This is a genomic window from Streptosporangium sp. NPDC053982 (assembly GCF_055585205.1).
In genome coordinates this window covers 299,458-324,811 of the sequence record NZ_JBVJKQ010000011.1, presented here as the reverse complement: position 1 = coordinate 324,811, position 25,354 = coordinate 299,458, and the positions used below count along the sequence as shown (strand labels likewise).

Sequence of the window (25,354 nt, the reverse complement as noted above, 5' to 3'; positions counted from 1 at the left end):
TCCTGATGGCAGCACTCTCCTTCCAGCCCGATGACCGGCCGCCGGGACAAAAGGGGCAGTGCCGGTCACCTCGGCGGGATGTCAGGACTCCTGGGCGGGCGGCGCGGAGGTGGGATCGGACGGCGGCGCCGACGGATCGGAGGAGGGGCCGCCGTCCGAGGAAGGTTCGCCGTTCGAGGAGGGCCCGTTGTTCGAGGAGGGCCCGGAGGGGGGACCCGCCGGATCCGAGGAAGGTCCGGAGGACGGTCCCCCCGGATCCGGAGAGGGGGCGTTCGAGGAGGAACCGTTCGCGGGAGGGCCGGAGGAGGGATACCCCGGATCCGTGGAGGGGCCGGTGGACGGGTCCGCGGGGGCCGGGGAGGAATCAGGCGCGGGTCCCGAGGACGGATCCGCCGGGCTCGCCGGATCGGCCGGTTCCGGTACGGCGGCGCCGCACAGCCCCGCGCCCTGCCGTTCCCGCGCGATCTGGTCGGCCGTCTTCGTCCGGTACTCCTCCCGCTCCTGCGGTGACGGCGCGTACCGCCACGAGCCCTCCTCGAAGCGGAACCCGAAGCCCGTCGTGGTGCCGGACCGGACCGCCCGGACCGTGGCGTCGTCGCCGCGGACCTCGACGGAGCCGATCGTGAACGCGGCGCCCGACGGCGGACCGGTGGAGGAGGAACCGGTGGACGAAGTGCCGGAGGAGGAGGGGTCGCCGGGCGAGGCGTCGTCCGTGAGCGGCGGGCACAGCCGGAACAGCCGGATGTAGTCCTCGCGCTCGATCAGATCCTTGGCCCCGGCGCTCCACAGGTCCCAGAAGTCGCCGTAGGAGCCGCTGGCGTAGGCGTCGAGGATGGGCTGGACGTTCCGGCGGACCTCCTCCTCGGAGTGCGCGGCCCCGCCGGTGGCCGAGGCGCTCCGCACCGGGGCGGGCGGGTCGAGCACCGTCACCATGGTGACGACGGCGCCGATCACCAGGCCGACCGCCAGGAGCACGATCACCGCGAGTCCCCGGCCCGTCTCGTCCGAGGGCCGGCCGTACCGCGGGGGGTGGCCCACGTGAGGTCTCCGGAGGGGAGGGGAAAGCGGACGGACGCGATCGTACCCCGTCCCGGTCATCCGTCCGGGGAATCGGGCGAAACCGGCGAACGGGTCGGCGGGTGAACCGCAAGGGCTGGATAATGCGCCGGTGGGTGCGACGATCGGTGCGGCCGCGGCCGTCTTCGCGGGGACCAACACCGACGACATCGTCATCCTGCCGGTGCTGTTCCGGACGATCGGGCCGGGCGCCGTCACCGTCACCGTCGCCGTGTTCGCGGTCCTGGTGGCGGTCTGGTGCGCGGTGGCGTCGTGGCTCGGGTCGCACCGGAAGGTCATCGCCCTGGTGGAGCGGTCGGGCAGGTGGCTCGTTCCGGTGGTCTTCATGGTGATCGGCGCGGCCATCGTGGCTCAGTCCATGATTCCCTAAAGATGGACTAATCATCCGAATTTAGGACATTCCACTCGGGGAATTACTTCACATGCGACAGCATCTGCGGTTTCACCGGCACCGTTGGTTCAAGGTGTGGCTCGCCATGACGGCCCTGTCGGCCGCGCTCATCATCATGATGGAAGCGGTCGGCAACCACGCGGTCAGGCCCGCCGCCTTCTTCTACGGCGCCGCGGCGGGACCGATGGCCCTGCTCGTCGCCATCCACGACCGCACCGGAATCGGCACCAGCGTCCCGGGGGTCACGCTGGTGGGGATGTTCCTGTTCGGCGGAGGCGTCGCCCTGCTGCTCGGCGGATACTTCGACTCCCTCCTGATCCCCGACGGCGCGAGCCTGGACATCCTGCGGGTCGGCTGGATCGAGGAGCCGGCCAAGCTCGTCCCGATCCTCGCGCTCGCGCTCACCGGCCGCCATCTCACCAAGGCGGCGGGGGTGGCGCTGGGCCTGTCGTGCGCGACCGGCTTCGCCGTCATGGAGTCCATGTCCTACGCCTGGAAGAACGTCGAGAAGGACAGCGCCGTCGGGGCGGGCATGGTGCTGTTCACCCGAGGTCTCACCACCCCCTTCGGGCACCTCGTCTGGACCGGGATGGTGTGCGCGGTCGCCTTCGAGGTCTGGCACCTCGTGGGGCGGGTCGTCGTCACCGTCGCCATCGCCTGCGCGTTCACGGTCGCCGCGACGCTGCACTCGATCAACGACGGTCTGCTCGTCCTCGACGTCCCGCCGGCCGTCCGGCTGCTCTTCCCGGTGGTCGCGGCGGTGAGCTACTGGCTGTTCCACCGGGCCACCGGCGACCTGGTCCCGCGGGTGCCGGCCGGCGCCTCGGTGCCCGCCGTACGGATCATCGCGCCGCCGGGCCTGCAGCCGCCGGGCCTGCAGCCACCGGCCGGAGCGCCACCGGCCCGACCCGCCTGACCGCGCCACCGCCGTCCGGCGGCGCCGTGCGCCGGGTGGAGCATCGGTGCGTCCGGCCGCGTCGCAGCGAGTCGTGGTGGATCGAACCGGGAGCGGGTCGGAGCCGGGTCGTGGTGGGTCCGAGCCGGGTCAGAGCCGGGACAGCAGCCATCGGGGGCCGGTGACCAGGGCCCCCTCCGCGGTGACGCGCCCGCGCAGCTCCCGGTCGGCGGTGACGACCAGGACGCGCCGCCAGCGGGGGACCTCCCGTACGGCCCGCACGATGGCGTCGTCGCCGCTCCCCGGGGCGGCGACGACCGTCACCCCGTGGACGGGCGCGACGCCGCGGGCGGCTCCCTCGACGACCATGACGAAGCGGGGGAACCACCGCTCCAGGGGCGGCAGGGGCGCGGGCACGTCCCGCACCCCGCACATGCCGAGCGCGGCGACCTCCGAGGCCAGCTTCGCGGCGGCCCCGGCGCGGTCCCTCCACCATCCGTGCTCGGCGCGGGCGCCGACGATGTTGGCGACGTCGAGGACGACCGTGAGCGGTGCGAGCGCCCGCCTGATCTCGGGCCAGGTCGCCGCGAAGCCGGGATGCAGGTTCCCGGAGGGGATCGTCTCGGGGGTGAACCAGCGCAGTGCGACGCTCTCGCCGTTGGCGGGGAACGCCTCCAGCAGCCCGGACGCCTCGGCGATGACGGTCGCGAAGGACCAGCCGCCGTGGTCGTCGAGGTACAGGCCCTGGACGCGGAGGCCGTCGCCGGTCAGGCCGGCCTCCTCGTGGGCCTCGCGGAGCGCGCCCCGGACGGGATCCTCGTGGCTGTCGAGGGCGCCGCCGGGCAGCGCCCAGGTGCCGCCCTGGTGACTCCACGCGGCGCGCTTCTGCATCAGGATCCGGGGCGTCCCGTCATCGTCGTGGTGGACGGCGAGCAGGCCGGCCGCGTGGTGCAGACCCCAGTGACGGTGACCGAGGTCGCACCGGGCCCACCCGTCGCCGTCACCCGCAGCCATGGGTCCATGATGCCCCAGGTGGGGGATGCCCGTCGCTCCGGTCCCGGCCCGGGGACACCGGGACACCGGGACCGTGTGGGCTCGCGTGGCGTCCCGGTCGGACCGGGAGCGCCGGGACACACCGGACCGGGCGGGCTCGCGGGGCGTCAGGCGGGTTGCACGGCGGCGCGCAGGGCGGCGACCGTGAGCCCGAGTCCGGCGGCGGAGGCCCGGTCGAGGGCGGCGGTCAGCGTCTCCACGTACGTGCCGCTCGCCGCGTCCCGGCGCGACCGGCCCTCCTCGGTGATCACCGTGTAGACCCCGCGCCGGTCCTTGGCGCACAGGTTCCGCCTGGTGAGCCCGGCGCCCTCCAGTCGTCCGACGAGCCGGGTGACCGAGCTCTGGTTCAGCCCGAGCAGGTCGGCCAGCTCCTGCATGCGCAGTTCGCCGTCGTGCGCGGTGGACAGGCGGCACAGCGCCCGGTACTCGGACAGGCCGAGCCCATGGCGCTGGAGCGCGGTGGACAGCTCGTGCTCCACCCGTGCGTGCAGCCGCACCACCCCGATCCACACGTCGTCGTCGATCGTCATCGGGCCGCTCCCTCCTCAGCGTTGGCGACACCCTACATGCATAAACAGAATATGCATATGCAAATAAGAAACGAGGAGTGCGTACGGCACGGCCCGGGCCCGCCTCTTCGTCCCGGGCGTCTTCGCGGCGGCGGGGACGGCCTCAGCCGCCGCCCTTGCTGAAGTGCTGGAGGTCCCTGGGTCCGCTCCAGTAGCCGCCCCACTCCCAGCCGAGCCGCTGGAACGCCTTGACCACCCTGTCGCCCGGGTTGATCACCCCGGGCTCGTCCAGCGGGCGCTTGACGAACTTGCGGGCGTTCTTGTGCGCCACCGAGCCGTTCCCGTATATGTAGGGGTTCTCGCGCGGGTTGATGTCGATGGCCTTGCCGTAGGCGTGCTGGGACCAGCTGCTGGACCCGGTCGCCGGGCGGCAGTTGAAGGCTGAGGTGTTGTCGGCGTCGATCGAGTCGAAGTCGTCGCCCTTGTAGGCGTCCACGGGCACCATCTTGTAGATCGGCCATCGCCAGCCGTACAGGCGCTTGAAGACCGTGACGATGTCGTCCGTGACGCTCTCGTGCACCACGAGCCTGCCGGTGTGCGGCTTGTCGTCGAAGCCCCAGTAGGTCATCGTGACCATCCGCAGGTCACCGACCGGGACCGGGCAGCCGGGCCGCCAGGAGTAGGGCAGCTGGTCGCGGGTCACCTTCGAGACCTTCGCCGAGAACTCCGGCGGGCCGGTCGGGCTCGGGCTCGCCGAAGGGCTCTCGCTCGCCGGGGCGCTCTCACCCGGAGTCGCGCTCGGAGCCGGCGTCGGGCTCACGGCGACCTGCTCGGGCGTGGTGGACGACGAACCTGGCGTCGGAGAGCCCGACGGCGGTGTGTCGGACGTGCCGCACGAGGCCGCCAAGAGGCAGCCGGCGGTCACGGCGACGGCCGCCCGGACGCGGACGACGGACCGGGTGGTTGGCATCTGATCGCCCCCGTATCGAGGTGAGACGTCGAGGTTTCCGATGTGGCCAGCCTGCTACACGAGGTGGGCGGCCGTCGTGGCGGGGTCCGGTCGCGGGCCTGCGGGTGGATCCGCCGTGCCCGCGACAGGGCCTGGTCGCGGGGCGTCCGGGCGGACCCGCCGTACCTGCGAGTCGTGCCTGTGGTGGGGTCCGGTCCCGGATGTCCGGGCGGACCCGCCGTACCTGCGATGGGGGCCGGTCCCGGACGCCCGGACGGGCCCGCCGTACTTCTTGGCCGAGCCTTTCCGTGGAAAACCTCGTTCCTGTGTTCGAAGGGGCGCTACAGTCGGAGGCACTGGATCGAACACGGGTTCGGACGCTCACTCGGATGGCGTTCGCCCAGGTGGGAGGGGTGCGTCATGGTCATGCTCGCGACGCCGCCGGTGACCCGCACCCCGATCCGGCGGCCCGCCGCCCGCCGCCGCGCGACACGCCGTAGCTCTTTCTACGGAAATCTACGTCGGCCGCTATATCCCGTCATAAAGTCCGAGAGCGTGGACCCCGTGCGCAATCCCTACGCCCCCGGTGCGGGGCAACGCCCCCCAGAGCTCGCCGGGCGCGACCGTGAGCTGCAGCAGTTCGAGATCGTCCTGGAACGGGTGGCCCGCGGCCGCCCGGAGCGCAGCATGGTCATCACCGGCCTGCGCGGCGTCGGCAAGACCGTCCTCCTCAACACCTTCAAATCGATGGCCATGCAGCGGCTGTGGGGCACCGGGAAGATCGAGGCCCGGCCCGACCAGTCGATCAGGCGCCCGGTGGCCGCCGCCCTGCACCTGGCGATCCGGGAGCTGGCGCCCCGGCATCGCGCCCCCGACCGCATCGAGGAGTTCCTCGGCGTGCTCAAGGCGTTCGCGATGCGCGACCCGACCGCGGCCAAGGGCACCTCGCACTGGTCGCCCGGGATCGACGTGCCCGCCGCCCGGGGCCGGGCCGACTCCGGCGACCTGGAGATCGACCTCACCGAGCTGTTCGTCGACGCCGCCGGGGTCGCCACCGATCTGGGCGTCGGCATCGCCCTGTTCATCGACGAGATGCAGGACGTCCAGTCGCCGGACGTCTCGGCGCTCTGCGTGGCCTGCCACGAGCTCTCCCAGAGCGGCGGCCCGCTGATCGTGGTCGGCGCCGGCCTGCCGCACCTGCCCAGCGTGCTGTCGGCCAGCAAGAGTTACTCCGAGCGGCTCTTCCGCTACGCGCGGATCGACCGGCTCGACCGTCAGGCGGCCGACCAGGCGCTCATCGCCCCGGCAGAGGGCGAGGGGGTGGAGTTCACCCAGGAGGCGCTCGACGCCCTCTACGAGGCGGCCGACGGCTACCCGTACTTCGTCCAGGCGTACGGCAAGGTCGCCTGGGACGTGGCGCTGCGCAGCCCGATCACCGCCGACGACATCAAGGTCTCCGCGCCGGAGGCCGAGGCGGAGCTCGCGGTCGGCTTCTTCGGCAGCCGGTACGAACGCGCCACCCCCGCCGAGCGCGACTACATGCACGCGATGGCCGCCATCGGCGACGAGCCGGTCGCCACGGCCGAGGTCGCCGAGGGCCTGGGCCGCAAGCCGTCCAGTCTCTCCCCGGCCCGTGACAGCCTCATCAAGAAGGGCCTGATCTACAGCGCCGAGCGCGGTCTGATCGCGTTCACCGTGCCGCACTTCGGAAAGTTCCTGCGTTCCCAACCCGTCTGAACATGTGTTCGATATACTCAAGGCGGGTCCTAGACCCCTATACGGCTCTCTAGTGGGGAAGCTAGAGAGCCGTATAGACCTCCATCGACCGCGCCCTAGAAAAATCTAGGGTTCTCTAGCCACGTGCCGATACAGGGCTAGATTCCGTCAGAGTTCCGATGTCGACCGCCTGTCCGGCGGCGTCCACCAGTGCCATCCGCACCGCCGGGTGCCTCCCGCTCAGATAGACCGCGAAGACCACGTCCACCGGCTCGTCCGTACGGCTGCGCCCCGGATAGACGAAGAACCGCCAGCACAGCTCCCGCCAGCTGTCGACCGGCTCGCCGGAGGCCAGCAGCCGCTCGTGGGCCCGCCAGACCGCGCTGGTCCGCAGCCGGTGGAGCGCCTGCTCCGCGGGCATCGGCCGCTGCTCACAGGGGGCGCGGTGCCGGATCCGGGCGGTCGCCTCCTCGATCTCGGGGGACAGCGCGGCCAGCACCACCAGCCCTCCGGCCGCGGCCAGCGCGTCCGGCCACGTCATGGCGGCCAGCAGCGACCAGCCGGAGACCGGCGGGGCCCAGACCGTCCCGGCGGCCATGGCGGTCAGCACCGTCGTCCGGCCCAGCGAGCGCAGTCCCACCGGCGCGGCGCTGACCTCGCCGAAACAGCCGCACCCCACGTCGGGGCGCTGCCGCCGCAGCTCCCACAGGACGTAGGTGGACATCGCGAAGAACCCGGCCGTCGCCCAGCGGAACGCCGCGTGCCCGCTCGCCAGCAGGCCGGTCAGCAGGGCGGCCTCCCCGGCCGCGCAGACGAGCATGGCGGACGCCCGCCAGCGGTCGGGCACCAGCACCGCCGGCCCGAGCCTGCCCAGCGCGCCCGGTTCGGCGTCGCCTCTGGCCGTCCACAGCTTGGCGAGCGCGCCCGCCGCCAGCAGGACGCACAGCACCGGCAGCTGCGCCACGGCGATCATCGTCAGCGTCCACGTCATCACGGCGTCACCCCGGTGTCCTCCTGAGGTCCGGTGTCCTCCTGAGGTCCGGTGTCCCTCCGGATCCCGGCGATCCCGGATCCCGGCGTCACCGTGGTCCGGGTCGGTGTCCATGTCATCACGGCGTCATCCCAGTCCGATCCGCGCGTTGAAGCATCCCTTGGTCAGGTCGCCGCCGAGCTCCACGAAGGAGGTGGCCGACAGCTCCGCGATCCGGCCGCGCGGGGAGGTGCCGCACTCCAGGCACCGGTCGCAGAACCTCCCGGCCATGCAGCCGCACGCCACCAACGGCAGGACCGAGGTACGGCCGGCGCACACGTTGCGCACGGTGAGCGCCGAGCCCAGCGCCAGATAGGGCAGCCCGGTGCACGACACTCCCGTGTCATGGCAGTCGGCGTCGGAACGCTCCAGCATGGGATAGGCCGCGCCGCGCTCCGCGTAGTCGAAGGCGTCCGACCAGGTGGCGGTGCCGGAGATGCGTGACTGAGTGGCGCCGTAACCGGGTGGAGGCTTGGGCACCGCCGTCCACCGGTAGGGCGGCTGCGAGGTCGCCGGCAGCCGGGCCTTGGCCACGCCGTCCTCCCGCACGCCGATGGCGTCGAAGAGATAGCCCGGCTCGAACTTCGGGTGCCGGACGCGGAGCCGGCCGGAGGCGCCGTAGGGCACGACGATCGTGCGGCGTCCGCGGTGCGGCCCGCAGTACAGCTCCACCGTCTGGTCCCGGCTCCCGGCTCCGATGGTCTGGATCACCCCGGTGATCCGGGTGATGTCCGCCCAGATCCGGTCCACGACCCGGCCGGACCGCAACGCCCTGATGATCACGTTGGCGCCCCGCGGCAGGTCCGCCGGGGCGACGTTCTCGCCGCGCCAGGCGGTCGCCCACGGTGCGATGACGAGCCGCTCGTGGTGTCCCTCGGGGGTCTCGACGAGGATCAGGTGCGGGCTGACGTCCAGCAGCTCTCCGGTGACCGCCTGGAAGACGCCGTCCCCGTCCGGGGCGGGGCCCGGCACGTCGAGGCTCCGGCCAAGCGCCGCCGCCGCCAGGACCCGGCGGCGGTCAACGCTGCGGTATGGCATCGCCACTCCCATGCTCAGGTGAGGTCTTCCGGAGCTAGCCTCACACGACCGCCGGTGGCCGGGCGCCGACTTCGGCCCCTGGAACCGGCAGGACTCCGACCGGGTATCAAAATTCCCATCCTCGATGCAACGCGTTACCTCCCGTAACGGGATGAAACCAAGCGCGGCGTACGAGTACACCGGGGTTCCCGCCGAACTCGTTTTTTGCCGTTGACCGTATGAAATATGGGTTCCGGTTCAGCCGGATCAGGGGCGCGGGCTGCGATTCTGGCGACTACACGCACCCTGACCGCAGGCGGGCTGGTGATCGCGGTGACCGGCGGGAACCACGAGGAGTTCCGCGAGTACGTCGTTGCTCGCGGCCCCGCGCTGCTGCGCGCGGCCCGGCAGCTGACCGGCCACCACAGCGACGCGGAGGACCTGCTCCAGGCGGCCCTCGCCCAGACCTACCTGGCCTGGGACCGCATCCAGGACCGCGGCGCCCTGGACGGCTACGTGCGGCGGGCGATGGTCAACATCAACATCTCCTGGTGGCGCCGGCGCAAGCTGGAGGAGTACCCGTCGGAGGACGTCCCCGAGCCGGCCCTCGCGGGCGTCCGCGCGCCGCTGCCCGAGCGGGTGGAGCAGGCCCTCGGCCGGTTGCCGACCCGGATGCGTGCGGCGATCATGCTGCGCTACTACGAGGACATGACCGAGCCGGAGATCGCCGAGACCCTGGGGATCAGCATCGGCACGGTCAAGAGCACGGTCTCGCGGGCGATGGCCAAGCTCCGCGGCGACCTCACGATCCCCGAGCAGCGCAGGTCCGGGCCGCGGTCATGACCGACGCCGGGGGCCCGCCGGCGGCTTCGCCGGACGGCCGGGGTCCGTGCGGTCCGGGTGGAGTCTGCGCGCCGGGGCGGCTATCCGGTGTGGTCCTCCACGCCCGCCGTGGCGCAGGGCCGTACGGCGTCGCGGATGACCCTGAGCGCGTCCAGGAAGGCGTCGAGCCGGGCGGGGGGCAGGAGGCCGGTGAACCAGGTCTCGATGTCGTCCAGGTGCCGCGGGACGACGGTGGCGAGCCGTTCGGCGCCCGCGTCGGTGATCGCGGCGTAGGAGGCCCGGCGGTCCTCCGGGCACGCCTGCCGGGCGACCAGGCCGTCACGTTCCAACCGGTCGACGACCCTGGTCATGCCGCTGGTGGAGAGGTTCGTCTGTGCCGCGAGGTCGCTCATGCGCAGGCGTCCGCCGGGTGAGCGGGCCAGCCGGAGGAGCGTCTCGAAGTCGATGTCCGACAGCCCCGCCGCCGCGAAGGTCGACCGGGTCTTCGCCGCCAGGCCGCCGTGGACCTCGGCGAGGAGGCCCATCGCGGTGAGGCGGGAGTCGTCAAAGGGGATCACGCTCTCACTGTATCCGAAGGTAGTTGACGGAATGAATATTCCTCATGTAGAAACATGCTGACTCAAACATCCGCGCCGCAATATCCACTCGGGAGTAGACCATGAGCACTCGTACCTGGGAAGGGCTGCAGCTCCCCGCCCCCGGCACCTTCGTTCTCGACGCCGCGCACACCCGCGTCGGTTTCGTCGTGAAGCACATGATGGTCAGCAAGACCCGGGGCAACTTCACCGATTTCGCCGGCAAGGTCACGGTCGCCGAGAACCCCCTGGAGTCGTCGGCCGAGCTCACGATCCAGGCCGCGAGCATCGGCACCGGCAACGCCGACCGCGACGTCCACCTGCGCAGCGGGGACTTCCTGGAGTCCGAGAAGTACCCCGAGATCACCTTCCGCAGCACCCGGGTGACCGGCCACTCCGGTGACGAGTTCACCGTCGTCGGCGACCTCACCATCCGTGACGTCACCAAGGAGGTCGAGCTCACCGTCGAGTACGGCGGCGCCGGCACCAACCCGTGGGGCCAGGACGTGTGGGGCTTCTCCATCTCGACCGAGATCGACCGCGAGGAGTTCGGCCTCACCTGGAACCAGGCCCTGGAGACCGGCGGCGTCCTCGTCGGCCGGAAGGTCAAGATCGAGATCGAGGGCGAGGCCAACCCGGCCTGACCCGTCCGGGCCGGCCGTCCGGTCCCGCCCGGTTCCCCGGGGAGAGGCGCCGCGCCCGTCAGGTCTCCTGAGGGGGCGCACCACGGTGGGAACGCACCGCGGGGGGCGCATCCCGGAAGGGCGCATCGTGTCCACCCTCCGGGAGCCCGCGTCGCGTCGGATGGAATCCCCAGCCTCCGATCCGTGCTGAGCTGGGGATTCATTCTTCTGTCCACAGCTGTGGATCAAGTTTTCCACAGCTGTGGACGACTCGGCGGGTCCGCTTCCCGCCGGGACCCGGGCGGTTCCCCCGCGGTTGATCCTTCGCGGGGCCGGGCATTCCCGGAGGCTCGCCCGCCAACCGCTTTGCCGCACTGCCTGATGGCCGGTACGCTGTTCTGAGCCACACGGCAACCAGGAGGCTTCGCCTAGTCAGGTCTATGGCGCCGCACTGCTAATGCGGTTTGGGTCTACAGCCCATCCGGGGTTCAAATCCCCGAGCCTCCGCAGGTCAAAGGCCCTCTCCCAGATTTCGGGAGAGGGCCTTTCTGTTTCCCGGACACCGCCGGGGCTGCGGTTCGGGTCGCAGTTGTCACCCGCCTGTCACCCGTCGCCCCCGAGAGCGGCGCCCATGCGCGTGCTCGCGTCCCGCCGCCGGGTCAGCGGTGTCGCCGGTACCGCAGATCCACGATCCCGTTGCGGGAGGCGGTGCTGGAGACCAGGCCGAGCCGGTAGGACCCGGGGTCGCCGTCGAACAGCCGGGTGCCCTCGCCCGCGACGTAGGGGAACACGCTCAGCTGGAACTCGTCGATCAGATCGAGCCGCATGAGCGACCGCCAGAGGCCGACGCCGCCCCAGACCACGATGTGGCCGTCGCCGCCCAGCCTGAGCCTGTCGATCTCTTCCGCCGTGTCACCGGCGGCGATGACGGTATCGGCCCAGTCGGCCTTCTTCAGGGTCCGGGAGAAGACGACCTTGCGCCCGGAGTTCAGGATGTCGGCGAACGGGTGGTCGGTGGACGCCGTCATGGCCTCGCTGATGCTCTCGTAGGCGGTGCGGCCCATGAGGTGGGCGTACGCGCTCCGGAGGAAGTCGAGCTGCGCCGGGTCGTCGGGCTCACGGTTCTCGGGCAGGTCGAAGCAGAACTTCCAGAAATCGGTGCCCTCGTCGGCGAGGAGGCCGTCGAGGGAGTAGTTGAACACTGTCGCCGTCAGCTTTCGCATGATCAGAACTCCGTGGTCTCGGGTCGTCCGGGGGCCGTGTTCGCCGGGGAACGTGCGCCTCCCCGGGCCGCGGCACCCGCGTGGCCACGCCGTCCGTGGCCTGCCGCTGACGCTTCAGACGACACCGCCGCCCGGAAATCATCGGTGCCCGGTCCATCGGCCGGTCGCGCGGTCAGGCACCGCGCTCGCGTCCCGCCTCGGCCCTGACCCTCCCGCGGCGACCGTCTCGGCGGTGGGTCACCCCGGATCCGGCAGATCCATCGACGCGAGCCTGGCCGGATCCGCCACGACCGCGATGTCGGCGATCCGGCCGTCGACGACGGTGAACGCCATGACCGACAGTGGGGTGCCGTCCTCGAACCAGGACACGAACCCGGGAAGGCCGTTGACGAGCACCGCCCGTCCGCGTGCGGCCTGCTGCCGGCGCAGCCGCGCGCCGGCGGCGACCTGGGTGGCGCCGAGGACGACGACCACACCGCCGGGGGTGTCGACGGTCAGCTTCACCTCGGGGTCGAGCACGCGCAGCAGCCCTTCGAAGTCGCCGCGGCGGGCCGCCGCCAGGAACGCCTGGACCACCTCGCGCTGTTCCCGTCCGGCGGACACCGGCCGCCCGGTCCCCCGTACCTTCCTGCGGGCGCGGCTGGCGAGCATCTTGGTGGCGTCGGCGGACCTGCCGAGGATCCGGCCGATCTCGTCGAACGGCACCGCGAACAGATCGTGCAGCACGAACGCCAGCCGCTCGCTCGGCCGGAGCGACTCCAGGACGATCAGGAGCGCGAGCCCGACCGAGTCGGCCAGCGCCACGTCGTCCTCCGGCGCGAGGCCGTCATCGGCCGTCACGACGAGCTCCGGCAACCGGTCGTCGTAGGACGCCTCGGGGCGGGCCTGCCGCGAACGCAGGACGTCGAGGCTGATCCGGCCGACCACCGTGGTCAGCCAGCCGGCGAGGTTGTGGATGGTCGCCGGGTCCTGCCGGCGGAGCCGCAGCCAGGCCTCCTGGACCACGTCCTCGGCGTCGGCGTGCGATCCGAGCATGCGGTGGGCCACCGCGCGCAGCCGGTCGCGCTGGGCCTCGAACGCCTCGTCCACCGGGTCCGCCGGGTTGGCGCCGGACATGTCGTTACCTCCCTCGGATCCACTCCGTCATGGGGATGACGGGCCCGGACGGGCACAGGTAACCGATGAGGGAGCAAGGCCAATGGAAGCACGCATGAAGAGCCGCGCGGACGCCGACGTGATGACGGCGATCCAGCGCCTCCACAAGGCGATTCACGCCGGTGGCGTCGACCCGCTCGTGCTCGGCCTGGTACACCTGCGGGTCAGCCAGATCAACGGCTGCAGCCCGTGCGTGTTCGCCGGGGTCGCGTCGGCCAAGAAGCAGGGAGAGACGGACGAGCGGCTGCACAGCGTGGCCGCCTGGCGTGAGACGCCCTTCTTCACCGAGACGGAGCGGGCGGCCCTCGCGCTGGCCGAGGCCGCCACCCGGATCCAGGACGGCGCGCCGGGCGTGACCGACGAGATCTGGGACGCGGCCGCCGCGCACTTCGACGAGAAGCAGTTGTCCGCGATCAACCTGGAGATCGCGCTGACCAACTTCTTCAACCGGATCAACCGTACGATCCGCGAGCAGGCCGGCAAGACCTGGTGAGCCGGACGGGGCGTCGTCCACCCGGCGACCGCGCCTCCCGGACCGGGAACGGCGGCGGTACGGCGAGCACGTGAGAGGCCGTGGAAAAGCAGTGGATGGCCGGCACGGAGGGACCGCAGACTGGGACCCGTGATCGACATCACCGCCGAACTCGTGCACACACTGGTCTCCGGGCAGTTCCCCGAATGGGGCGACCTCCCGGTCCGGCCGGTCGACCGTCAGGGCTGGGACAACCGGACCTTCAGGCTCGGCGAGGAACTGGCCGTACGGCTGCCCAGCGCCGAGGGCTATGTGGCCGCCGTCGAGAAGGAGGACCGCTGCCTACCCCTTCTGTCCGGATGTTTGCCGCTGCCCGTTCCGGTGCCGGTCGCGGTCGGACGCCCGGCGGACGACTACCCGTTCCCCTGGTCGGTACGGCGCTGGCTTCCCGGGGACACCCTGGATGACGCGGCGGACGTCGACCGGATCGGGCTGGCCCGCGATCTCGGGGGCTTCCTGACCGCGCTCCGGGAGGTTCCGGCACACGGGGGACCCGCCGCCGGGCGCCATTCCTTCTTCCGGGGCTGTCACCCCAGCGCCTACGGCGACCAGGTCGAGCAGGCGCTCGGCACGCTCGGGGACGTCGTCGACGTCGCCGCCTGCCAGGCGGTGTGGGCCGCCGCGCTGACCTCGGCCTGGCCGTCCCGGCCGGTGTGGTTCCACGGTGACGTCGCCGCAGGCAACCTGCTCACCACCGGCGGGGAGCTGTCCGCGGTCATCGACTTCGGCACCTCCGGCGTCGGCGACCCCGCCTGCGACCTCGTCATGGCCTGGACCTACTTCGCCGGTGACGAGCGGAAGGTCTTCCGGGAGGCGGCCGGTCTGCCCGACGACGCCTGGCGGCGGGCACGCGGCTGGGCGCTGTGGAAGGCGCTGGTGACCATGGCTCACCTGTCCAGCCCCGATGCCGGGGGCTTCCAGAGCCGTGTCCTCGTTCAGGTCCTGGAGGACCCGGTCGTCGGCTGACCGGGTGTGAGCGGCCGGCGGGGTCGCGGAGGGCCGGACGTGCCGGAGCCCTCCGCCCTCACCGCCGGCCTGCTAGGTCCGGGAGTCCGGTGGGTCCGGGAGCCCGGTGGGTCCGGTGGGTCCGGGAGCCCGCGAGGTGCTCCCGGACCCTGCGGAACGGGCCTCGCTAGCAGGGCGCGGTGGCGACGGTCACGCAGCAGACCGTCGAGGCACTCGCGACCGGGACGGCGACCGGGATCGGGACGGTGACCTCCGGGCACGCGACGGACGGAGGACGCCAGGCGCCGGGACGCCCCCCGATGACGGCCGTACCGGTCGTGACGGCCCTACCGGGGTAGACGGCCATGCCGGCCTGGGCGGGGGAGCCGATCACTCCGAAGGAACCGCCGCCGGTGAGCAGGCAGGCGACGCCGGGGTACTCGATGAACCCGACCGCTCCGTACCCGCAGACCGGGGTGATGGACGCGGGGAACGGCCGCGGACGCCCGGCGAGCCACATGACGCCTTCCGCGACGCCCGTCATCTGGCAGTAGGTGACGGACGTTGAGCTGGTGAGGCTCGGCGTGCAGTTCGAGGACGCTCCCGCCGGGCCGGCGGGCCCTCGCGGACCGGCCGGTCCCTGCGGCCCCGCCGGCCCGGCGGGTCCCCGTGGCCCCTGCCCCGGACCGAGAGCGGCGCCGGGTTGCCCGGGAGGCCCTTGAGGTCCGGCAGGACCCTGGGGACCCGCAGGTCCGGCAGGTCCGGCAGGGCCTGTGAGTCTTGTCAGACCGGTCAGTCCGGTGCGGCCGATCGGTCCGGCGGGTCCGGTGAGTCCGATCGGTCCTGCGGGTCCTGCGGGTCCGATCGGTCCTGCGGGTCCGGCCGGTCCGGCGGGTCCGGTGAGTCCGATCGGTCCTGCGGGTCCGGCCGGTCCGGCCGGTCCGGTGAGGCCGATCGGTCCGGCGGGTCCGGCAGGCCCCGCCGGTCCTGCGGGGCCGATGAGTCCCGGCGGTCCGGGCGGTCCGGGGGGGCCGGGTGGTCCGGGGGGACCGACGATCGACTCTCCGGGCCTGCCGTCCAGACCCCGGGGACCCACCGGGCCCACCGGGCCGCGGAAGCCGCGCGGTCCGCGGCATCCGCGGTGGCCGCCGCAGCCGAACCCTCTCCGGCATCCTCGGCAGCCTCCGGGGCAGGCGCAGGAACGTGGCCCCACGGAGACGTGCCGGGCGTGCGGGACGATGCCCTTCTCGGCGTTCTCGTATATCGGAGGGCCTCCGTAGGCGTTCGCGGGCATCTGGTTCGACGCCATCGTGAGGACGCCCGCCGTCGCGGCGAGAGCCAGGCCCGTGAGGCGCCCGCGATGGGAGGAAACCGGCATACGCCTTTTATTCTGAGAAAATCCTCTGTTTTCCATGTCGTTCCAATTCTGGAGGGGTGTATCTCTCAGTGCCATGACAGGCGGCACTGTTCGGCAGATACCCAGAAAATGGGTGTAGGTCATATTGGAACGGTTCGGCGAGGGTAAACAAAGCTTCAGGCGTTCTGTCGGTAATCTGCACCGGCCTGCCGTCCGACCGCCCTTTTGCTGATATTTCCTGGAAAACGGCGGTGTTTTCTGCCGGCCGATGCCCGGCGACCGTGCTGATCCAGTGACATGGCTGGGATTTCGAACTATGGCTCGCTGGTCACTGTTTCAGTGCATTATCCTGATTGTAGGAGAAGAATCGCATATTCCGGCGTTCGCCGCTGTCCGACGGTGCCGGGCCCGCCCGGCGGACGTCTCCACCGGGCGGCGGTGCCGCTCAGTTCGGCGGGGTCAGGTCGATGAACGGGATGCAGTTCTCCGGCCACCTGGGGTTCCCCGGCGTCCCCGGGGTGGGCTGTACGACGCACGAGGTGTAGGCCAGTTTGCCGTTCGCGTTCCGCACCGTCAGGTGGAGGTCGTTCCCCAGGCTCGACATGGTGAGGCCGACCACGCCGCCCGGATAACCGGGCACCGACGAGAGGTCGAACCAGCGAGGGGTCGTCCGCGGATCCCGGAGCAGCAGCGCTCCGTCGCTGCGGGGGGCGCCCAAGAAGGCGGTGCCGCCCTGGAACGCCATGGCGACGCCCGCACTCGGTCCCTGGGGTCCGGGCCGGCCCGGCGGGCCGGGGATCCCGGGCGGCCCCTGGGGTCCGGGCGGTCCCTGGACGCCGGATGAGCCCGGGGGCCTGGACGGAACGGGCTGTCCCCGGAGGTTCCCCGATCTCATGGCCGGGCGACGGCACCTGCCGTTCCTGAAGACGTATCCCTTCCGGCCCCCGCAGATCTCCCTGGCGAAGGCGTCCCCGGCGCCGGGGGACGGCCGTACGGCGGCCCGGTCCGAGCCGTGGGCCGCCGGCTCCGAAACATCCGAAGCCTCCGCCAGGTCGTCGGCGGTCTCCGCTCGGTCCCCGGCGGCGAGCCCGGCGAGGAAGTCCAGGGCGAGGTCCTGGGCGCCCTCGGCCGTGCCGGCCGCCATGTCCCCGGCCGTGTCTTCCGTGCCCCCGGTCATGACGACCTCCGCGTCCTCGGCCGCCGAGGCTTCCGCGCCCACGGCCATGCCGGTTTCCTCCTCCCCGATCCCACCGCTTTCCGTGCTTCCGGCCGTCTGGGAACCGTCGCCCGAGACCGTGCCGGTTCCCAGGATTCCGGCCGCTCCGGTGAGGCCGGTCGCCCCGGCGGATTCGGCGGCTTCGGCGTTCGCGATGCCGACGGTTCCCGTGCCGCGGGCCGTCCGGTGGACCGCGGCGGTCCCGGTGTCCCGGGTCGTGGCGGCCCCGTCCGTTCCGGTCGCGGCCTGTGCGGGCGCGTGGAGCGGGGCGGCCAGGTGGAGGACGGTCACCGTCACCGCGACGGCCCAGGCTCGGGCGTGCCCGCCGTATCCCTTCTCAGGGCCGTATCTACTGCTGCTCGATATCATTTCATTCCATATCGTTCGTGGCGTATGGGAAATCAGGTCCGTCCGGGCCGCGAGAGCGGCACCGGTCAGGAGATACCCGACGCCAGACACGACAGGGTGTTGATTCAGATGACGAACGTTAAACGCGCGTCACATCGGTAGGAAAAGCAGTCCGGTCTTCCCGCCGGCCGACGCGTAATGCGCAGCCGATCGGCCTTTCAGTGCTGATATCGGCCTTCGGGGCATTCGCGCGTTGATCCCTGTTTTTCGGGGTTCCCGTGCGCGCCGCCGGACCGGAGGGCGGGCCGTCCCCGCAGCCGTTCACGGAGCGGGGAAACGTTCCGGCGGTCGTTCACGGAGCGGGGAAACGTTCCGGCGGCCGTTCACGGTACGGCGGGGCGCGCGGCCCGCGCGTAACGGGACGCCATCGCGCCGAACACCTCGCGGGGCCGCCACCGGGTTTCGTCGAGCATGCCGACCACGCCGTAGGAGGCGAGGTCCCGGTCACCGACATGGGAGAAACCGGCGAAGGTGAACCACAGCGCGGTGTCCACCCCCTCCTCCTCGAAGACGTCCATCAGCTCGGTGAAGTACCGGACCTGCTCACCCTCGTCGCGGACCGCGTCCCGGGGCGGCCGCCAGGCCATGCCGCCCAGGTCGGCCGCGCCCCGGTAGGGGCAGGTGCCGAACTCGGTCACCGCGACCGGCTTGCCGTGCCCGAACCGCTCGCGCAGCTCGGCGCGGAAGGAGCCGGCGTTGCGGGCGTCGCGGTAGGCGTCGACGCCGACGATGTCGAACGGGCTCCAGTCGACGAACTCCCACGGGCCCGAGGCGTAGGTGATCCGCCCGCCGAATCCGGCCCTGACGGTCGCGGCGGCCTCGGCGAGGAAGCCGTTGAAGCGCTCCATCACCTCGTGGAACGACGCCCACCACGTCATGTCGGCGGTCATCAGCTTCGCCAGGCGGTCGAGGTAGCCGTCGCCCGGGATGAACCCGGCGCCGAAGGCGCTGCTCTCGCACCCAGTCACGAACACCACCTCGGCGCCGCCCCGCCGTACGGTCTCGGCGCGGCGGGCGCAGTCGGCGAACAGCGTGAGCATCGCGCCGGGCTCCAGGTCCACGGGGAAGGGGGCGAACCAGACCTCCAGCCCCGCGGCGGCGGCGTGCCCGGCCGCCACGCCCAGCCGCTCCGGGTCACCGCCGGAGATCCGTACGGCGTCGCAGTGCAGCTCGCCGGCGATCACCTCCATGTCGCGCCGGACGGTCTCGGCGTCGAACGCCCTGCGGCCGAGGTCCGGGCCGGGAAGGAACCCGGTGTCGTAGTTGATGCCGCGTGCGCGCATGTCAGTGTCCTTCCGATCGTTCGATGCCGTGTCGCAGCAGGTCGAAGGCGAGGTCGATGTCCCCGGTGAGACGGGCGCCGGCCTCCTCCGGTGACGCCCCGGCCATCAGGCGGCCGAAGAACGTCTCCTGGACGGTCTGCACGGAGGCGGTGATCTGCGCGGCCGTCAGGGCCGCGACCGGCTCGCCGTACTCCTCCTCCAGCGCGCGGGCCAGCTCCCGCCGCTGGCGGTAGAGGAGGGCGCCGGCGGCGGCGGTGAGCGCCGGGCTCTCCGTGATCACCCTGATCCGGGTGATCAGCTCGTCCCGGTCCATCGCGTCCGCGGGCACGGGCGCGGCGGCGAGCCCGTGGTAGTGCGCCCGCAGCGCCTCCAACGACGACGTCCCGGCCGGACGCCCCGTCACGGCTCCCGCGGGGTCGTCCTCGCCGACCCCTCGCAGGACGAGCGACTCCTTGGTCGGGAAGTACGCGAACAGCGTCGCCTTGGCGACCTCGGCCGCCTCGGCGATCTCGTTGACCGTCACCGCCTCGAACCCGCGCTCGGCGAACAGCCGCATCGCCGCCGCGGTGATCCGCCGGCAGGTCTGTTCCTTCTTCCGCTCCCTCAATCCCGCCATGCCCATAGATTAACTCGTACCGAGTACGAATTCATACCCGGTTCAAATTTTTCGGCGGCACGCCGAAGGACCGCGGAGAAGGGGGATGCAACAGATGCGGTCCCCCGGGCGTCCCTGGGATGTGGAGTTCACCGATTTCGTCGCCGCACGGGCCGACGCGCTGTACCGGTACGGCTACGTGCTCACCGGCAACGCCGACGACGCGGCGGACCTGGCGCAGGAGGCGCTGATGCGCCTGGGGGACGCCTGGCCGAGGATCAGGAAGCGCGATGACCCGGAAGGGTACGTCCGCACGACCATGGCCCGCCTGCACATCAGCGTCTGGCGGCGGCTGCGCAGGGAGCGGCTGGTCGCGGCGGTCCCCGAAGGGGCCTACACCGACGACCGCGTCGGGGACGACACCGGCCTGTGGAAGGAGCTGAAGGGGCTGCCGCCCAGGCAGCGGGCCGTACTGGTCCTGCGGTACTACGAGGACCTCTCCGACCAGGAGATCGCCGAGCTCCTCGGCGTCTCACGCGGCACGGTGCGCAGCCAGGCGGCCCGTGCGCTGGACAAACTCAGGGTGCGGGTCACCGCTCTCGAGACGGGGCGAGTGTGATGAAGGACAGGGACGAACAGGATCTGGTCCGCGCGCTGCGCGGAGCCGCGGATGACGCGCCCGGGCCGGCCGGGGACGTGCTCACGGCGATCGCCGACCGGCGCAGGCGTCGGACACGCAGGCGGGCGCAGTCGGTGCTCGCGGTGGCCGGCGTGGTGGCGGTGATCGGCGGCGGTACGGCGGTGGCCAGGGGCGCCTTCCCCAGCGGGGGCGGGGAAAGCGCCCGGATCGCCGGCGTGGCGGCCGGCCCGTCGGAGCCGGCCGCCACGTCCTCCGCCGAAGCGGACGACCCCTCCCGGGCGGCCGGGGGGGAGCCGGAGGCGGACGTGCGGCCCGTCACGGAGGTCTGGCCGGAGGCGGTGTCCACCATCCCGGCCAAGGCCGCGGACGGCTGGAAGTACCGGCCGATCACCGGGCTGAGCGCCACGGAGCTGCTGCTCTCCGCCGAGTCGTCGTTCGAGAAGGCGGGCCGGCTGGAGGTCTACGACACCGCGGCGCACAGGAGCACCGTGCTCGCCGAGATGCCCGCCCCGCCGGGTGTGAAGGGCTATTTCGCACAGGACGTCGAGGCGGGGGCCGACTCCATCGTGTGGTGGGGGGAGACCCCCAACAACAGTGACGAGTGGGCCGACTTCTGGGTCGTCCCCCGAGGCGGCGGCACGGCGCGGCAGGTCGGCGAGGTCACGGGCGCCCAAGCTCACGTGGAGCGGATCGGCGTCACCGCGGACTCCGTCGTCTGGTCGGTGAACGCCGGGGGGCTCTACCGCATGCCGCTGACCGGCGGCTCCCCGGAGCCGATCCCGGGGACGGACGGCCTGCACCTGCTGTCCTGGCCGTGGGCGTTCGACGTCGCCAACGGAGAGGAGGGCGAGGACTGGGACAGGAACCAGACCAAGCTGGTCAACCTGGAGACGGGCCAGGCGACCGAGGTGAACGTCCCGGACGCCGCCCGAGGGCTGCGCTGCGGTCCGGCCTGGTGCTTCGGCGCGCGCGGCGAGGAGACCATCGTGCAGCGGACGGACGGCTCGGGCCGTAAGGCCCTACCGGGACTGCTCGGCAGGATGGAGTACACACCCCTCGCTGACGGCAGGTTCGGGTTCTTCAGTCTGTCCCCGGTCACCGGTCTCGACACGGAAGGAGAGGAGATCGAGGACTTCCACCTACCGCTGGCCGCGGTGTACGACCCGGTCACCGGCCGTGCGGCAGGCGTCGGTAAACGGAACTCGTCCGGCGGCGGGGGCCTCGGCACCGGGATCTCCTCCTCGCCGACCTCGATCATCTACTGGGACGAGGACCGGCGTCAGGTGGAGGAGTGCAGGATGGAGGACGCGTCCTCCATCCCCAGACCGTCGGGGGCTCCGAGCCCGACCGGGAAGGTCAAGGCCTGCTCGACGGTCGAGAAGGGCGGCGGCAAGGAGTTCACGGTCGTGAACCTTCTCGCCGTGCCCTCGACGGAATAACGTTCTGCCCATGAGGATCTTCAGCGATGTCAGGGAGCTCAAGGCCGCCCGCGGCGAGCACCTGGGACACACCGAGTGGCGGCCGATCACCCAGGAACGGGTCGACGGGTTCGCCGACGCGACCGACGACCACCAGTGGATCCACGTGGACCCCGAGCGGGCGAAGAACGGCCCGTTCGGGGCCACCATCGCCCACGGGTACCTCAGCCTGGCGCTGCTGCCGTCGTTCATGGCGGAACTGGTGCGGGTGGACGGCCTGGCGATGGGGATCAACTACGGGCTCGACAAGGTCCGCTTCCCCTCGCCGGTCCCGGTCGGGGCACGGATCCGGGCCGGAGCCGAGCTCCTCGACGTCAAGGGGACCCCGGCGGGCTACCTGGCGAAGGTCCGCATGACCGTCGAGGTCGAGGGCGGGAAGAGGCCCGCCTGCGTCGCGGAGACCCTCTCCCTCTACGTCCCCGCCGAGAACGACTGAGCCCCGGCGCTCCGGCGGGTCCGGGCGCCGTCGGCGGTTCCGGATGCCCCGGCCGGGGCCGGCGGATCCCGGACCGGCCGGGGCCGCGGAGGTCCGCGCGGCGGGCTCCGGCCCGGGTGCCCCTCACGCCTCCGGCGGGAGTCCCCGGGCCAGGATCGCCGCCTGGACGCGACTGCGCAGTCCCAGTTTGCCCAGAAGCCGGCTGACATGGGTCTTCGTGGTCGCCTCCGCCATGTCCAGCTCGGCGGAGATCTCCGCGTTCGACAGGCCCCGCCCGACGCACGCCAGCACCTGGCGCTCACGCGGGGTCAGGCTCCCCAGGTCGTACGGCTCGCGCTCCGGCACGGACGTGGCGAAGGCCGAGATCAGCCGCCGGGTCACCGAGGGCGAGATGAGCCCGTCGCCCCGGGCCACCACCCGCACCGCGTCCACCAGCGCGTCGGCGTCGGTGTTCTTCAGCAGGAAGCCGGCGGCTCCGGCGCGCAGCGCCCCGAAGACGTACTCGTCGAGGTCGAACGTGGTCAGGATCAGCACATCGGCGACCCCGCTCAGCTCGCGCGTCGCCGAGACGCCGTCCAGCCTCGGCATCCGGACGTCCATCAGCACCACGTCGGGCCGCAGCTCGCGCGCCATCGCGACGGCCTGCTCGCCGTCCGCGGCCTGCCCGACCACCTCGATGTCGCCGTGGCCGCCGAGGATCAGGACGATCCCCGCGCGGACCGCCGCGTGGTCGTCGGCGACCAGGATCCGGATGGTCATGCGAACTCCTCGGTGGGCAGCAGGGCATGGACCCGCCAGCCGCCGCCGTACGGCCCGGCCTCGAACTCGCCGCCGACGAGGGCGGCCCGCTCCCGCATGCCGATGATCCCCGCACCGGCGCTGACGACCCCCGCATCCGCGCCCGCGCCCGTGATCACGCCCTCGCCGGAGAGCGGGCGCCCGGCGTCGTCCAGCGGATTGTCCACGGTCAGCGTGACCGCACCCGGCCGGTAGCCGACCACCACGTCGGCGGCCTTCCCACCGTGCTTCAGCACGTTGGTGAGCGACTCCTGGATGATCCGGTATCCGGCGAGATCCACCGGCGCGGGCAGGTCGCGGGCCTCGCCGTCCACGTGGAACCGTACCTCCATGCCCGCCTCCCGGGCCCGCTCGGCCAACTCGCCGGCCTCGGCCACCCTCCGCCGGACGGCCTCGGCCTCCTCGTCCTCCCCCCGGAGCAGACCGATCATGGCGCGCATCTCGGTCATGCCCTGGAGGCTGTTCTCCCGGACGGATTCCAGCACCGTCCGCACGGTGTCCCCGTCCAGGTCGGCGCGGGAGAGCACCGCGGTGGACTGGATGGCGATCGCGCTGAAGTGGTTTGCGATCATGTCGTGCAGTTCCCTGGCCATCCTCGCCCGCTCGGCCTGCACGGCCGCCGTCCGGTCCAGTTCGGCGAGCCGCGCCACCTGCTCGGCCCTGGCGCGCTCGGCCGCGGCCTGCTCCTCCAGCTGTCTGATGATCATTCCGGTGATGACGGGGGTGGTCCCGACGAGGGCGCACTGGACCAGGATCACCGCGGCCATCTCCACCTCACGCATGAGGATCCCGGCCGTCACGCCCGCGACGACGGCGAAGACCGAGGTGATGCCGAGCATCCACCGGCCCAGGGCACGGGGGCCGTACCTGACGGCGGCGTAGATGTTGTCGGTGACCACGATGACGGTGCCCAGGGAGAATCCCATGGCGAAGTCACCGGCGAAGGCCACCACCCCGAGGCCGAGCGCGAGCAGCGGCCTGCTCCGCCGTACCGCGACGCCCAGGCACGTGAGCGCCAATGGGACGGCGAACAGCGGGGCGGGCGCCCAGCGGTGCTGGTAGACGCCGGCGGCGAGCAGGGCGACGCCCCCGAGGAACGATGCCACGGCCCACAGCACGTCGTCCCGTCTCATGCCTCTCATCTCACCATCCGGGCCGCGTGGTGGACATACGCGTACGGGGCGGCTTGGCCGTACATACAAGTATGTACGGTAGTTCCTCACCAGCGACGATGTCCCGCGGGCGCGGGGCGGCGATGCTGGAGGCATGATTCTGGCCGTCATCATCGGGTGCGAGATCGGGTTCTGGGTCCTTCTCGGACTGGGGCTCGTCACGCGCTATCTCTGGCGCATGCGGCGGATCAGCACGGCCCTGCTGATCGGGGTCCCGCTGCTCGACGTGGTCCTGCTGGCCGCCTCCGTCATCGACATGCGCGACGGCGCCACCGCCGACTGGCGCCACGGCCTGGCCGCCGCCTACCTCGCGTACTCGGTCGTCTTCGGCCACCGGACCGTGAAGTGGGCCGACGCCAAGTTCGCCCACCGCTTCGCCGGAGGCCCCGAACCGTGGAAGCCGCCGGCCGGAGGCATGGCACGGGCCCGCTACGAATGGGGCATCTGGTTCAGGATCGTCCTCGCGTGCGGCATCGCCTGCGGCCTGCTGCTCGGCCTCGCCTGGATCGTCGGAGACCCCTCACGGACCGCCGCTCTGAACGATTTCATGCTCAGCCTGCCGAGGATCATCCTGATCGCCCTGATCTGGCCGGTGAGCTACACCCTCTTCCCGAAGAAGGCGAAGGAGGGCCGGGGAGAGGCGGATGACGTCCCGGCGGAACCGCGGGAGTCCCGGAGGGTGTGAGTCTCGGCGGGTACGAGCTCCGGAGGCGCTTCGGAGGAGAGCGGACAACTGGTTCGAGGTACTCCACGGAACCCGCTATAGTTACTTACGCAGCGAGCGGCCGTAGCTCAATGGATAGAGCATCTGACTACGGATCAGAAGGTTAGGGGTTCGAGTCCTCTCGGCCGCGCCAGGCGAAAGCCCAGGTCATCAACCGGTGACCTGGGCTTTTTCGTGCTCTGGATCAGCTGTTGGTGTCCGGCTGTCGTCGGTTGTCTCCGGTTGATCGTGCCGAATACGTGCCGAAGGTTCAGCCCAGAGCTTCGCTGATCCGGCGCATGGAGACCTCGTCCTGGCCCACGAGGCACTTGGCGTAGGCGCGCAAGAACACTTCCACGCCGATGCCTGCCCACTCGGCCACCCGCCTCGGCGAGGTGCCGGTGTTGAGCCGGGTGGATGGGCGCGCATGACGGGGGTCGTAGACGCGCTTCACTGGCGGTGAGCCGTACTCCTCCGGACCGAGGGCGGCGCGGCGGGCCTTGTCCCGGATCCGCTGAATGGTGCTGGTGGCGAGCACGCCACCGTGAGCGCCGTAGAGGACCCGCCCGTCCGGACCGGCGCCGAAGGTCTTGAAGTGATCGCGGAGGACGGTGACGAGTTCGGAGGCGCGCGGCCCCTTGGCTCTCGATCCGTCGGCGTTCCGCCCGCCTGTGCTCGGTCCTCATCAGTTTTTCGGTCACCGAGCAGGGCAAAAGGAGCGCACCGCGGCAGGAA

General features: G+C 71.7%; 27 protein-coding genes and 2 tRNA genes. 13 read left to right on the top strand and 16 right to left on the bottom strand.

Going from position 1 to position 25,354, the window contains the following annotated elements; genetic code table 11:
- Positions 1-81 precede the first annotated feature (81 nt).
- On the bottom strand, positions 82-1,038 hold the full coding sequence (locus ACZ6W9_RS22145) for a hypothetical protein (protein WP_470119389.1): 957 nt from the start codon (positions 1,036-1,038) through the stop codon (positions 82-84).
- A 130-nt stretch (positions 1,039-1,168) separates the two neighbouring features.
- Between ACZ6W9_RS22145 and ACZ6W9_RS22140 the strand changes: the two genes are divergently transcribed.
- Positions 1,169-1,447, top strand: a complete 279-nt coding sequence (locus tag ACZ6W9_RS22140; RefSeq protein ID WP_470119387.1) for a cadmium resistance transporter — start codon at positions 1,169-1,171, stop codon at positions 1,445-1,447.
- Between the two features lie 52 nt (positions 1,448-1,499).
- Entirely contained in the window at positions 1,500-2,384 is an 885-nt protein-coding gene (locus ACZ6W9_RS22135) for a PrsW family glutamic-type intramembrane protease (protein WP_389969965.1), read from the top strand.
- 129 nt (positions 2,385-2,513) lie between these two features.
- Here ACZ6W9_RS22135 and ACZ6W9_RS22130 read toward each other — a convergent pair whose 3' ends face one another.
- From ACZ6W9_RS22130 to ACZ6W9_RS22120, 3 genes are all read right to left on the bottom strand, one after another.
- On the bottom strand, positions 2,514-3,377 hold the full coding sequence (locus tag ACZ6W9_RS22130) for an NUDIX domain-containing protein (RefSeq protein ID WP_470119385.1): 864 nt from the start codon (positions 3,375-3,377) through the stop codon (positions 2,514-2,516).
- Between the two features lie 146 nt (positions 3,378-3,523).
- Positions 3,524-3,946, bottom strand: coding sequence for a MarR family winged helix-turn-helix transcriptional regulator (locus ACZ6W9_RS22125; protein ID WP_389969969.1), 423 nt, complete (start codon positions 3,944-3,946; stop codon positions 3,524-3,526).
- 142 nt (positions 3,947-4,088) lie between these two features.
- A complete protein-coding gene (locus tag ACZ6W9_RS22120) occupies positions 4,089-4,745 on the bottom strand; it encodes a M15 family metallopeptidase (RefSeq protein ID WP_470119383.1) in 657 nt (218 codons plus the stop codon).
- 684 nt (positions 4,746-5,429) lie between these two features.
- Between ACZ6W9_RS22120 and ACZ6W9_RS22115 the strand changes: the two genes are divergently transcribed.
- Positions 5,430-6,611 carry an AAA family ATPase gene (locus tag ACZ6W9_RS22115; RefSeq protein WP_470119381.1) on the top strand — a complete coding sequence of 394 codons (1,182 nt, stop codon included), beginning with the start codon at positions 5,430-5,432 and terminating at the stop codon, positions 6,609-6,611.
- Between the two features lie 115 nt (positions 6,612-6,726).
- Here ACZ6W9_RS22115 and ACZ6W9_RS22110 read toward each other — a convergent pair whose 3' ends face one another.
- A complete protein-coding gene (locus ACZ6W9_RS22110) occupies positions 6,727-7,581 on the bottom strand; it encodes a MauE/DoxX family redox-associated membrane protein (protein WP_389969975.1) in 855 nt (284 codons plus the stop codon).
- A gap of 126 nt (positions 7,582-7,707) precedes the next feature.
- Complete coding sequence (locus ACZ6W9_RS22105) at positions 7,708-8,658, bottom strand: hypothetical protein (RefSeq protein ID WP_389969977.1); 951 nt, start codon at positions 8,656-8,658, stop codon at positions 7,708-7,710.
- A gap of 303 nt (positions 8,659-8,961) precedes the next feature.
- On the opposite strand from ACZ6W9_RS22105, the gene ACZ6W9_RS22100 reads away from it, so the two are divergent.
- A complete protein-coding gene (locus ACZ6W9_RS22100; protein WP_389969979.1) occupies positions 8,962-9,480 on the top strand; it encodes a SigE family RNA polymerase sigma factor in 519 nt (172 codons plus the stop codon).
- A gap of 80 nt (positions 9,481-9,560) precedes the next feature.
- Here the strand turns inward: ACZ6W9_RS22100 and ACZ6W9_RS22095 are convergent, their stop codons facing one another.
- Positions 9,561-10,037: a MarR family winged helix-turn-helix transcriptional regulator gene (locus ACZ6W9_RS22095; RefSeq protein WP_362943372.1), complete on the bottom strand. Its 477-nt coding sequence runs from the start codon at positions 10,035-10,037 to the stop codon at positions 9,561-9,563.
- Positions 10,038-10,138: 101 nt separating this feature from the next.
- Here ACZ6W9_RS22095 and ACZ6W9_RS22090 point away from each other — a divergent pair, with 101 nt between their 5' ends.
- Together ACZ6W9_RS22090 and ACZ6W9_RS22085 are read left to right on the top strand one after the other, a co-directional pair.
- Complete coding sequence (locus ACZ6W9_RS22090; protein WP_389969982.1) at positions 10,139-10,699, top strand: YceI family protein; 561 nt, start codon at positions 10,139-10,141, stop codon at positions 10,697-10,699.
- A 396-nt stretch (positions 10,700-11,095) separates the two neighbouring features.
- Positions 11,096-11,185, top strand: a tRNA-Ser gene (locus tag ACZ6W9_RS22085).
- 152 nt (positions 11,186-11,337) lie between these two features.
- On the opposite strand, the gene ACZ6W9_RS22080 is transcribed toward ACZ6W9_RS22085, so the two are convergent.
- Together ACZ6W9_RS22080 and ACZ6W9_RS22075 are read right to left on the bottom strand one after the other, a co-directional pair.
- On the bottom strand, positions 11,338-11,901 hold the full coding sequence (locus ACZ6W9_RS22080; RefSeq protein ID WP_389969984.1) for a dihydrofolate reductase family protein: 564 nt from the start codon (positions 11,899-11,901) through the stop codon (positions 11,338-11,340).
- A 237-nt stretch (positions 11,902-12,138) separates the two neighbouring features.
- Positions 12,139-13,017: a sigma-70 family RNA polymerase sigma factor gene (locus ACZ6W9_RS22075; RefSeq protein WP_389969986.1), complete on the bottom strand. Its 879-nt coding sequence runs from the start codon at positions 13,015-13,017 to the stop codon at positions 12,139-12,141.
- An 82-nt stretch (positions 13,018-13,099) separates the two neighbouring features.
- Between ACZ6W9_RS22075 and ACZ6W9_RS22070 the strand changes: the two genes are divergently transcribed.
- Together ACZ6W9_RS22070 and ACZ6W9_RS22065 are read left to right on the top strand one after the other, a co-directional pair.
- Positions 13,100-13,549, top strand: a complete 450-nt coding sequence (locus ACZ6W9_RS22070) for a carboxymuconolactone decarboxylase family protein (protein ID WP_362943384.1) — start codon at positions 13,100-13,102, stop codon at positions 13,547-13,549.
- Between the two features lie 129 nt (positions 13,550-13,678).
- Positions 13,679-14,554 carry an aminoglycoside phosphotransferase family protein gene (locus tag ACZ6W9_RS22065; RefSeq protein WP_389969988.1) on the top strand — a complete coding sequence of 292 codons (876 nt, stop codon included), beginning with the start codon at positions 13,679-13,681 and terminating at the stop codon, positions 14,552-14,554.
- Positions 14,555-14,720: 166 nt separating this feature from the next.
- On the opposite strand, the gene ACZ6W9_RS22060 is transcribed toward ACZ6W9_RS22065, so the two are convergent.
- The 4 genes from ACZ6W9_RS22060 to ACZ6W9_RS22045 form a co-directional block, all read right to left on the bottom strand.
- Positions 14,721-15,077, bottom strand: coding sequence for a hypothetical protein (locus ACZ6W9_RS22060; RefSeq protein ID WP_389969990.1), 357 nt, complete (start codon positions 15,075-15,077; stop codon positions 14,721-14,723).
- Positions 15,078-16,335: 1,258 nt separating this feature from the next.
- The gene (locus ACZ6W9_RS22055) at positions 16,336-17,475 is read right to left on the bottom strand and encodes a hypothetical protein (protein ID WP_389969992.1); all 1,140 of its coding nucleotides are present in this window, start codon (positions 17,473-17,475) and stop codon (positions 16,336-16,338) included.
- 362 nt (positions 17,476-17,837) lie between these two features.
- Positions 17,838-18,797, bottom strand: coding sequence for a hypothetical protein (locus ACZ6W9_RS22050; protein WP_470119375.1), 960 nt, complete (start codon positions 18,795-18,797; stop codon positions 17,838-17,840).
- A 1-nt stretch (position 18,798) separates the two neighbouring features.
- Positions 18,799-19,413 (bottom strand): TetR family transcriptional regulator, encoded by a 615-nt coding sequence (locus ACZ6W9_RS22045; RefSeq protein ID WP_470119373.1) that lies wholly within the window; start codon positions 19,411-19,413, stop codon positions 18,799-18,801.
- An 85-nt stretch (positions 19,414-19,498) separates the two neighbouring features.
- Here ACZ6W9_RS22045 and ACZ6W9_RS22040 point away from each other — a divergent pair, with 85 nt between their 5' ends.
- The 3 genes from ACZ6W9_RS22040 to ACZ6W9_RS22030 are packed head-to-tail and all read left to right on the top strand — an operon-like array spanning position 19,499 to position 21,946.
- Positions 19,499-20,011, top strand: a complete 513-nt coding sequence (locus ACZ6W9_RS22040) for a SigE family RNA polymerase sigma factor (protein ID WP_470119371.1) — start codon at positions 19,499-19,501, stop codon at positions 20,009-20,011.
- Positions 20,011-21,471, top strand: coding sequence for a hypothetical protein (locus ACZ6W9_RS22035; protein WP_389970000.1), 1,461 nt, complete (start codon positions 20,011-20,013; stop codon positions 21,469-21,471). The genes ACZ6W9_RS22040 and ACZ6W9_RS22035 overlap by 1 nt, the downstream gene beginning before the upstream one ends.
- A 10-nt stretch (positions 21,472-21,481) precedes the next feature.
- On the top strand, positions 21,482-21,946 hold the full coding sequence (locus tag ACZ6W9_RS22030) for a MaoC family dehydratase (RefSeq protein WP_470119369.1): 465 nt from the start codon (positions 21,482-21,484) through the stop codon (positions 21,944-21,946).
- Positions 21,947-22,069: 123 nt separating this feature from the next.
- Here the strand turns inward: ACZ6W9_RS22030 and ACZ6W9_RS22025 are convergent, their stop codons facing one another.
- A complete protein-coding gene (locus ACZ6W9_RS22025) occupies positions 22,070-22,705 on the bottom strand; it encodes a response regulator (RefSeq protein WP_470119367.1) in 636 nt (211 codons plus the stop codon).
- Entirely contained in the window at positions 22,702-23,877 is a 1,176-nt protein-coding gene (locus ACZ6W9_RS22020) for a sensor histidine kinase (RefSeq protein WP_470119365.1), read from the bottom strand. The genes ACZ6W9_RS22025 and ACZ6W9_RS22020 overlap by 4 nt, the downstream gene beginning before the upstream one ends.
- A gap of 133 nt (positions 23,878-24,010) precedes the next feature.
- On the opposite strand from ACZ6W9_RS22020, the gene ACZ6W9_RS22015 reads away from it, so the two are divergent.
- Both ACZ6W9_RS22015 and ACZ6W9_RS22010 read left to right on the top strand, forming a co-directional pair.
- Positions 24,011-24,601 (top strand): hypothetical protein, encoded by a 591-nt coding sequence (locus tag ACZ6W9_RS22015; RefSeq protein ID WP_470119363.1) that lies wholly within the window; start codon positions 24,011-24,013, stop codon positions 24,599-24,601.
- Between the two features lie 96 nt (positions 24,602-24,697).
- Positions 24,698-24,773 (top strand) — tRNA-Arg (locus tag ACZ6W9_RS22010).
- A gap of 117 nt (positions 24,774-24,890) precedes the next feature.
- On the opposite strand, the gene ACZ6W9_RS22005 is transcribed toward ACZ6W9_RS22010, so the two are convergent.
- A complete protein-coding gene (locus ACZ6W9_RS22005) occupies positions 24,891-25,157 on the bottom strand; it encodes a hypothetical protein (protein ID WP_470119361.1) in 267 nt (88 codons plus the stop codon).
- Between the last annotated feature and the right edge of the window lie 197 nt (positions 25,158-25,354).

Bases quoted from the DNA above. Each gene is read 5' to 3' on its own strand.
- ACZ6W9_RS22135 (WP_389969965.1), top strand. From the start codon at position 1,500: ATGCGACAGCATCTGCGGTTTCACCGGCACCGTTGGTTCAAGGTGTGG.
- ACZ6W9_RS22130 (WP_470119385.1), bottom strand. From the start codon at position 3,377: ATGGCTGCGGGTGACGGCGACGGGTGGGCCCGGTGCGACCTCGGTCAC.
- ACZ6W9_RS22125 (WP_389969969.1), bottom strand. From the start codon at position 3,946: ATGACGATCGACGACGACGTGTGGATCGGGGTGGTGCGGCTGCACGCA.
- ACZ6W9_RS22110 (WP_389969975.1), bottom strand. From the start codon at position 7,581: ATGACGTGGACGCTGACGATGATCGCCGTGGCGCAGCTGCCGGTGCTG.
- ACZ6W9_RS22105 (WP_389969977.1), bottom strand. From the start codon at position 8,658: ATGCCATACCGCAGCGTTGACCGCCGCCGGGTCCTGGCGGCGGCGGCG.
- ACZ6W9_RS22090 (WP_389969982.1), top strand. From the start codon at position 10,139: ATGAGCACTCGTACCTGGGAAGGGCTGCAGCTCCCCGCCCCCGGCACC.
- ACZ6W9_RS22080 (WP_389969984.1), bottom strand. From the start codon at position 11,901: ATGCGAAAGCTGACGGCGACAGTGTTCAACTACTCCCTCGACGGCCTC.
- ACZ6W9_RS22075 (WP_389969986.1), bottom strand. From the start codon at position 13,017: ATGTCCGGCGCCAACCCGGCGGACCCGGTGGACGAGGCGTTCGAGGCC.
- ACZ6W9_RS22070 (WP_362943384.1), top strand. From the start codon at position 13,100: ATGGAAGCACGCATGAAGAGCCGCGCGGACGCCGACGTGATGACGGCG.
- ACZ6W9_RS22060 (WP_389969990.1), bottom strand. From the start codon at position 15,077: ATGACGGGCGTCGCGGAAGGCGTCATGTGGCTCGCCGGGCGTCCGCGG.
- ACZ6W9_RS22055 (WP_389969992.1), bottom strand. From the start codon at position 17,475: ATGATATCGAGCAGCAGTAGATACGGCCCTGAGAAGGGATACGGCGGG.
- ACZ6W9_RS22050 (WP_470119375.1), bottom strand. From the start codon at position 18,797: ATGCGCGCACGCGGCATCAACTACGACACCGGGTTCCTTCCCGGCCCG.
- ACZ6W9_RS22045 (WP_470119373.1), bottom strand. From the start codon at position 19,413: ATGGCGGGATTGAGGGAGCGGAAGAAGGAACAGACCTGCCGGCGGATC.
- ACZ6W9_RS22040 (WP_470119371.1), top strand. From the start codon at position 19,499: ATGCAACAGATGCGGTCCCCCGGGCGTCCCTGGGATGTGGAGTTCACC.
- ACZ6W9_RS22035 (WP_389970000.1), top strand. From the start codon at position 20,011: ATGAAGGACAGGGACGAACAGGATCTGGTCCGCGCGCTGCGCGGAGCC.
- ACZ6W9_RS22030 (WP_470119369.1), top strand. From the start codon at position 21,482: ATGAGGATCTTCAGCGATGTCAGGGAGCTCAAGGCCGCCCGCGGCGAG.
- ACZ6W9_RS22025 (WP_470119367.1), bottom strand. From the start codon at position 22,705: ATGACCATCCGGATCCTGGTCGCCGACGACCACGCGGCGGTCCGCGCG.
- ACZ6W9_RS22020 (WP_470119365.1), bottom strand. From the start codon at position 23,877: ATGAGACGGGACGACGTGCTGTGGGCCGTGGCATCGTTCCTCGGGGGC.
- ACZ6W9_RS22015 (WP_470119363.1), top strand. From the start codon at position 24,011: ATGATTCTGGCCGTCATCATCGGGTGCGAGATCGGGTTCTGGGTCCTT.